The organism is Sphingopyxis sp. LARHCG72 (assembly GCF_052871675.1).
The window spans coordinates 100,792-107,225 of sequence record NZ_JBIXJU010000012.1; the positions used below are offsets into that span (position 1 = coordinate 100,792).

The 6,434-nt window shown below is 65.6% G+C and carries 10 protein-coding genes; 7 read left to right on the forward strand and 3 right to left on the reverse strand.

The window, feature by feature from the left end; genetic code table 11:
* Positions 1 to 3 precede the first annotated feature (3 nt).
* Positions 4 to 1,140, reverse strand: coding sequence for a tRNA 2-thiouridine(34) synthase MnmA (gene mnmA, locus ACIPPQ_RS20705; protein ID WP_446545938.1), 1,137 nt, complete (start codon positions 1,138 to 1,140; stop codon positions 4 to 6).
* Between the two features lie 144 nt (positions 1,141 to 1,284).
* Here mnmA and ACIPPQ_RS20710 point away from each other — a divergent pair, with 144 nt between their 5' ends.
* From ACIPPQ_RS20710 to ACIPPQ_RS20720, 3 genes are all read left to right on the forward strand, one after another.
* Positions 1,285 to 1,665, forward strand: coding sequence for a hypothetical protein (locus tag ACIPPQ_RS20710; protein ID WP_446545939.1), 381 nt, complete (start codon positions 1,285 to 1,287; stop codon positions 1,663 to 1,665).
* Positions 1,666 to 1,667: 2 nt separating this feature from the next.
* On the forward strand, positions 1,668 to 1,967 hold the full coding sequence (gene sciP / locus ACIPPQ_RS20715) for a CtrA inhibitor SciP (RefSeq protein ID WP_037518529.1): 300 nt from the start codon (positions 1,668 to 1,670) through the stop codon (positions 1,965 to 1,967).
* A gap of 190 nt (positions 1,968 to 2,157) precedes the next feature.
* Complete coding sequence (locus ACIPPQ_RS20720; protein ID WP_446545940.1) at positions 2,158 to 2,445, forward strand: hypothetical protein; 288 nt, start codon at positions 2,158 to 2,160, stop codon at positions 2,443 to 2,445.
* Between the two features lie 245 nt (positions 2,446 to 2,690).
* Here the strand turns inward: ACIPPQ_RS20720 and ACIPPQ_RS20725 are convergent, their stop codons facing one another.
* Positions 2,691 to 3,317 (reverse strand): N-acetyltransferase family protein, encoded by a 627-nt coding sequence (locus tag ACIPPQ_RS20725; protein WP_446545941.1) that lies wholly within the window; start codon positions 3,315 to 3,317, stop codon positions 2,691 to 2,693.
* A gap of 192 nt (positions 3,318 to 3,509) precedes the next feature.
* On the opposite strand from ACIPPQ_RS20725, the gene ACIPPQ_RS20730 reads away from it, so the two are divergent.
* The 4 genes from ACIPPQ_RS20730 (at position 3,510) to ACIPPQ_RS20745 (ending at position 5,925) form a co-directional block, all read left to right on the forward strand.
* Positions 3,510 to 3,851 carry a helix-turn-helix domain-containing protein gene (locus tag ACIPPQ_RS20730; protein ID WP_446545942.1) on the forward strand — a complete coding sequence of 114 codons (342 nt, stop codon included), beginning with the start codon at positions 3,510 to 3,512 and terminating at the stop codon, positions 3,849 to 3,851.
* A gap of 196 nt (positions 3,852 to 4,047) precedes the next feature.
* The gene (locus tag ACIPPQ_RS20735) at positions 4,048 to 5,322 is read left to right on the forward strand and encodes a hypothetical protein (protein ID WP_446545943.1); all 1,275 of its coding nucleotides are present in this window, start codon (positions 4,048 to 4,050) and stop codon (positions 5,320 to 5,322) included.
* Positions 5,319 to 5,576 (forward strand): hypothetical protein, encoded by a 258-nt coding sequence (locus ACIPPQ_RS20740; protein WP_446545944.1) that lies wholly within the window; start codon positions 5,319 to 5,321, stop codon positions 5,574 to 5,576. The genes ACIPPQ_RS20735 and ACIPPQ_RS20740 overlap by 4 nt, the downstream gene beginning before the upstream one ends.
* An 88-nt stretch (positions 5,577 to 5,664) precedes the next feature.
* Positions 5,665 to 5,925: a sigma factor-like helix-turn-helix DNA-binding protein gene (locus ACIPPQ_RS20745; RefSeq protein WP_446545948.1), complete on the forward strand. Its 261-nt coding sequence runs from the start codon at positions 5,665 to 5,667 to the stop codon at positions 5,923 to 5,925.
* Here the strand turns inward: ACIPPQ_RS20745 and ACIPPQ_RS20750 are convergent.
* A complete protein-coding gene (locus tag ACIPPQ_RS20750; RefSeq protein ID WP_446545945.1) occupies positions 5,879 to 6,256 on the reverse strand; it encodes a transposase in 378 nt (125 codons plus the stop codon). The two genes, ACIPPQ_RS20745 and ACIPPQ_RS20750, sit on opposite strands and share 47 nt — an antisense overlap.
* Positions 6,257 to 6,434 lie beyond the last annotated feature (178 nt).

Sequence of the window (6,434 nt, forward strand, 5' to 3'; positions counted from 1 at the left end):
AATCTATTCCGCGGCGAAGGTTTCTTCGATCCAGCCGCCGCCGAGCACGCGCGAATTGTCGGCCGCATCGTACAGCACCGCCGCCTGCCCCGGCGCGACGCCATATTCGGGGGCCGCAAAGACCAGCCGCGCGCCGTCGACCCGCGCCGGAACGGGCTTCGCCATGCTGCGCACCTTCGCGAGCACGTCGCGGCCCTCGACCGCGGCGAGCCAATTGGCTTCGCCGAGCCGTGCGCCCGACACCGCGAGCGCGCGCCGCGGCCCGACGACCACCCGCTTCGCGTCCGCATCGAGGCGCACGACATAGAGCGGTTCGGCCTGCCCGCCGATCTCGATCCCGCGCCGCTGGCCGACGGTATAATGGATCAGGCCCTTGTGCGCGCCGAGCACGGTGCCGTCGACATGGACGATCTCGCCCCGATCGTCGGCTTCGGGACGCAGCTTGCGCACCAGCGTCGCATAGTCGCCGTCGGGGACGAAGCAGATGTCCTGGCTGTCGGGTTTGCCCGCGACGCCGAGTCCGAGGTCGCGCGCGATCTCGCGCACCACGCTCTTTTCGAGCCCGCCCAGGGGAAAGCGCAGGAAGTCGAGCTGGTCCTGCGTCGTCGCGAACAGGAAATAGCTCTGGTCGCGCGCCGGATCGACCGCGCGGTGCAGTTCGGCGCCATCGGGCCCCGCCACGCGGCGGACATAATGGCCGGTCGCGAGGCAGTCGGCGCCCAGTTCCTTCGCCAGCCGGAACAGGTCGGTGAACTTCACCCCCATGTTGCATCGCACGCACGGGATCGGCGTCCGGCCGGCGAGATATTCGTCGGCGAACTGGTCGATCACCGTGTCGCGGAAACGGCTTTCATGATCATAGACATGATGCGCGAAGCCCAGCCGGTCGGCGACCGCGCGCGCGTCGCGAATATCCTGCCCGGCGCAGCACGCGCCGACACGCTTCGCTTTCGCACCATGGTCATAAAGCTGGAGCGTCACCCCGATCACCTCGGCGCCCGAGCGCGCGGCGAGCGCCGCGACGACGCTCGAGTCGACTCCGCCCGACATCGCGACGACGATTCGCCGGTCCTTGAGCGGCGCGGCGAGCTGGAAGTCGGCCTGGGCAAGCCCGGCAGGAGAGGAAAGCAGTGTTGCCATATGCCCGGCCATCTAGGGATGCGGACCCCGAAATGCCAGCTTTTCCGCGCAAAGCGTCAAGATATTGACAGGGGTTAAGCTTCGCTAACAAGCCATGAAATGGGCATTTACTGGACCTTAGGCGGTCTTCGCTAGACGAGTCCCATGAACTTCGTCCCGTCAGAACTTCCACGCATTGCCGGTGCGGCCCGGCTGTCGAAGCCCGACTTCGACATCATCATGGCCGTTTCGGGCGTGCGCCAGGCATCGCTGCCGACCGTGCGGCTGGTGCGGGCGCAGGCGCATCGCGAATCGCATGCGGCAACGCTTAACGCGCTGCGCAAAATCTTGTGCGGGACCGTTCGCGTGGCGGAACAAAAAGCGCCGCGGGCCGTTCGTTTCCTCGACCTGTCCGACGATGTGAACGCCTTGCCCGAAACTATGAACAGCCTGTTTACCAGAGGATTTCAGCCGATGTTGAGTCCCTCTGATTTAGAACGAAACGCGTCGGACCTACCCCCAGCCGACGTAGAAAATATGGAATGAATATGATCGAGAATCAGAAAATCCGGCCCGCACAGGTCATCGGCCCCTTGGGTGAACCGCTGACGCTGGACTCGCTGCCGCCGCCGTCGACGACCCGCTGGGTCGTGCGCCGCAAGGCAGAGGTCGTCGCGGCCGTCAACGGCGGGCTGCTGTCCGTCGACGAAGCGTGCGAACGCTATGGGCTGACCCTCGAGGAATTTGCCGGCTGGCAGCGGTCGATCGATCGCAGCGGCATGCCCGGACTGCGCGTCACGCGCATCCAGCATTATCGCGACCTCTACGAGCGCCAACAGCGCTTCTAAAGGGCCGCGGGACCGGACCAGGCACGAGAGAGGGCGCTTCGGGCGCCCTCTTTTTTGCCCCCGATGCGGGCGGACACCGGCCGTTTTGGGCCCGCCGCAATGCCGTGGCCGCGGCATTTTGACGATTTTGTTGCAACCCTCGCGTTCACCCCGCGTTAAGCCCCGGAGTCAACTTTGGGAGTCACTCGATATGCGTAAGATGTTCATCACCCTCGCCGCCACATCGGCCCTCGCGCTCGGCGCCTGCCAGAGCCCGGCAGCCGACAAGGTCGAGGATCAGGCGGAAGCCCAGGCCGACGCCATCGACGATCAGGCTGACGCGATGCCCGAAGGTCCGGCGAAGGAAGCCACCGAGGCAAAGGCCGACGCGGTCGAAGCCGCGGGCGAGGAAAAGGCCAATGCGATGGACGACAAGGGCGAAATCGCCCCGTCGGAAACCGCGCCGGCCACGGCACCTGCCGATCCCGCCAAGAAATAAGGGCTGCCTCCCCTAAAGGGCAGGGTGAAGGGCGCCGGATCGATTCCGGCGCCCTTTATCGTGCGCGCTCGTCCGGTTCGCCTGCCACATTTTCACAGGCCTGTGATCGCGATCACCGCCGCGCCGCGCGAACAGGGTTAATCCCGCATTCGGGACGGGAACACGCTTTCAGCGAACCGCTTCACGGACCACCCCTCCCGTCGCCACCTGCGACCCAAGGCGGCGGGAGGGGCTAGGCCCCGGACCTAATCCCGCCCGTCCCCGGCGACACCGCGCCCGCCTTCGAGCGCGCGCAGCACGTCCTGCACCCCTTGCGCACCGGTATCGGCGCGCAGCGCTTCGATCGCCGCCGCGACGTCCAGCCGATATTCGGCGACCCCTGCCGACTCGCTGATCCATTCGGCGCCCATCGACTTCACCAGGTTTCGGGGAGCGGTGTTTTCGCAGAGCATATGGACGTCGAGCGCCGCGAGCCCCTCGGCGCGGCACTGGACGAGCAGCGCCGCGGTCATCATCCGCGCCAGCCCCCGCCCGTGGAAGGCGTCGAGCACCGCGACCGAAAATTCGCCCACCGGCCCGTCGTGGCGATAGCGCACCGCGTGCACCGCGCCGATCGCCGGACGGTCGGGGCATTCGTCGCAGATCGCCCCCCACGCGATATGGTCGTGCCCGTCGACCTCGGCGAGCCGGTGCACCACCGCCTGCGGCAGCACCGGGGCGGCGGAAAAGAACCGCAAATAGCGCGACTCGGCCGACAGTTTCGCGATCCCCTCGCGGATCAGCGCTTCGTCGTCGGGGGTGATCGTGCGCAGGACGACCGCGGTGCCGTCGTTCAATGCGCTGTGCACTTCGATCGCGTCGATCCGCGTCACCTGCCTGTCGTCCCGATCATCGCCTGGCCTCCCGGTTCGTCCACGATAGGCAAGCCGCGCGGGTCCCGCAATCCGTTGCGCCCCCCGCCCGGCTACGCATTTTCCCCGCGGCGATATCGGTGAAATGTTGAAAGCCGGGTGCGGCTTAACTTGCTATTTGTTGCACGTCCAAGTCTGAAAGGTTGCAGATCGATGATCCACGCTCCATTCGACGGCACCCCCGGCTTCGAAACCCTTGGCGACAAGCTCGCGCGCCTCCGCCGCGCGAAGGGGCTCAGCAAGACCGACCTCGCCGAACGGCTCGGCGTCACCGCGACCTCGATCTGCTATTGGGAACAGGGCCGCTCGCGGCCGCGGCTCGCGCGGTTGCAGCAGCTTTCGCAGCTCCTCGACGCCTCGCCCGCCGAGCTGCTGGCACAGGACAGCGCGCCCGGCGGCGACCATCTCGCCGACCTCGTCGCCCGGATGCGCGCCGAAATCGCGCGCGCCGCGGGCACCACCCCGTCGAAGGTACGGATCGTCATCGAAATATAGCCGCGCCGGCGCGCCTCCCTCTCCCCCTCGTCGCCCCGGACCTGACACGGGGCGGCGTTGGGTATAGCCTTCCCGGCCCCCTTCCCTCCTCATCGCCCCCTTTCCCCGTCACCCGGAAGCTACGGCTTTTCTGCTTTCCTACATTATTCCTATATGGTTCGTTTATAGATACCAACGAACCATTGGAGTCCAATCGGTGAAACAGGAAATCCTCCCGCCCCTCCCGGCCGTCATCGAAACCGAGGCCGACCCGGCGATCGACCCCGACGACCTCCCCGAGGAGCTCGCCTTCGCCCCCGTCGAGCAGCGCGCCAAACGCTGGACGGGCATCACCGCACAGAAGCAGCGGATGTTCATCGCGCAGCTCGCGGCGAGCGGCGCGGTGAGCATGGCGGCAAAGGTCGCGGGCCACTCCACCTCGGCCTTTTACCAGCTCCGCAAACGCGATGACGCCGCCTCTTTCGCCGCGGCATGGGACAAGGCGGTCGAGGCGGGCGCACGCCGCGTCGCCGACCTCTTGATGGAATATGCCATCTATGGCGTCCCCGAAACGACTTCGAAGCGCGGGCAGGTCATCCTCGAGCGCCGCCGCCCGAACATCCGCGCGATGCAGCATATCGCCGCCAGCCGCTTTCCCGAGAATTTCGGCGGCATCGACCCCGTCGACGGCCGTCCGGCCAGCGCGATCCCGCACAGCATCCGCCGCCTCCGCGAGAAATGGCGCGCCGAGTGGGAGGCCGAGCGGCGGGCCGAAATGCTCGAACACAACGGGCGCGCCAACCGGCAGGAGACCGGCCTCGACGATCGCCTCCGCATCATCCGCACCGCCTACCAGCGCAGGATTTCGCACGACCCCGTCAAGCGCGCCGCATGGGACATGCTCACCGGCCCCGGCACCGACTGGGACGCGGTGCGCCGCGAGGACGCCTATCGGAACCCGCAAAAGCATGAGTGGCACATGCACCACCCCGACATGATCGTCCCCCTCGCCGCGGGCGCGGGCAATATCGACTGGGATGCCGAAGAGGGCGGCGACCTGTCGAACCCGAACCCGCCCCCCGCCGACCATGTCCCCTGGACCGACGGCGGCAGCGAGGACGAAATCTGGTTCGAACGCTACGAGGCGCATATGGTCGAGGGCGAGGCCGGCGAAAGCGACCTCATGGGCGGCAAGATCGCCCGCGGCGACATGCGCGCCGCCGCCAACCGCCTGCGCGAGCGCGCCGAAGCCTGGCAGCAAGCGCGCCAGCCGGTGTACCAGCACCCCCACGGCTTCCTCGCCGACAACCGCCTCAGCGGCGGCGGCACCGGCCGCGAGCGTGACACTGCCCGCCGCCGCATCGAACGCACGATCGCCGAGCTCGAACGCGAATGGAACGCCGCCTACAGCGAGGAAAGCTGGGCGACGTGGAAAACGGCACGGGGGGCGAACGTTGCCGAGGACCAGCAGCAGGCGGGGGACGAAGCATGAGCCTCCTCGACGAAGCCCGCGCCGACCGCATCGCCGCCCGTTTCGGCCGCACCGTCGCCATCGACTATGCGGACTTCGATCCCGGCGACACGCAAATCTGCCTGTCGGTCGGACGCCTGATCCACGACGACGATTGCGTAAAGGTGCTCGCCGGATCGGCCATGCTCGTCGGCGGCGAGGGCTTGCGGATGAGCGGCGTCATCGAAATTCCGGCGCGCTGCGTGGTGCGGATTGTGCGGTTGGAGGAGGTGTAACAGCATCAGAAATGGACCATGTTCCGATCGGTCTGCTACATTTGGTGTTAACCTCGCCGCCCCAGCATCATCAAGGCGGTCGCTAATGATGTCAGAAATCGAATATATTGAACGTGCAGTCGCGCGCCTGCCCTTTCTAACTCGCCAAGTGTTCTACCTTTGCAGGCTAGAAGACCAGAGCTTCGAGAATATTTCCGACAGGCTCTCGATTGCCATTCAAGAGGTGGAATGTAGGTTGGCATCCGCACTGATTTGCATCCGCCGAGCCAGAGTGAGATATGATCGGTCGCCGCTCCGCTTTTTTAGGCGTAACCGGCGGGAGAGTATTCAGAGCCACTCTTCCACATAGCCAGCATCACCACCGCTAGCTTCCTTGCGACAGCCATTCTAACCTTCGCAGCGGGAAGGCGCGCTCGCAAATTCTCGCCCCATACGCGAATTGCGCCATCATCGGGCGCGTGACGCATGTGAATCGATGCAGCATTTACAAGATGCTGTCGTGTCATCTTGTTGCCCATCCGGCTTATACCGCGCCTGCGAACTATCGGGCCGGACTGCTTGAAATAAGGCACCATCCCCAGAAAGGGACCGATATCTTCATTTCGCGGAAATCGCGAAGGCTCTTCTACGGCAGTAAAAAATGATAATGCACCAATCGGTCCAATACCGCTAATTGCCATAAACCGTGTGCACACCGGTTGGGCTTCTGCGGCTCTGCGAAGCTGATTGTCTGAGGATCAGCGTGCAATAGGCACCCCCTTCGTGGGGTGATCGGCGTGCAAAAAGGACCCCTTCATCCCGGGGATTTAGTCGGCCGACTGGTTTTGATCAGTTGGCGAGAACGGGATGTTGATCGTG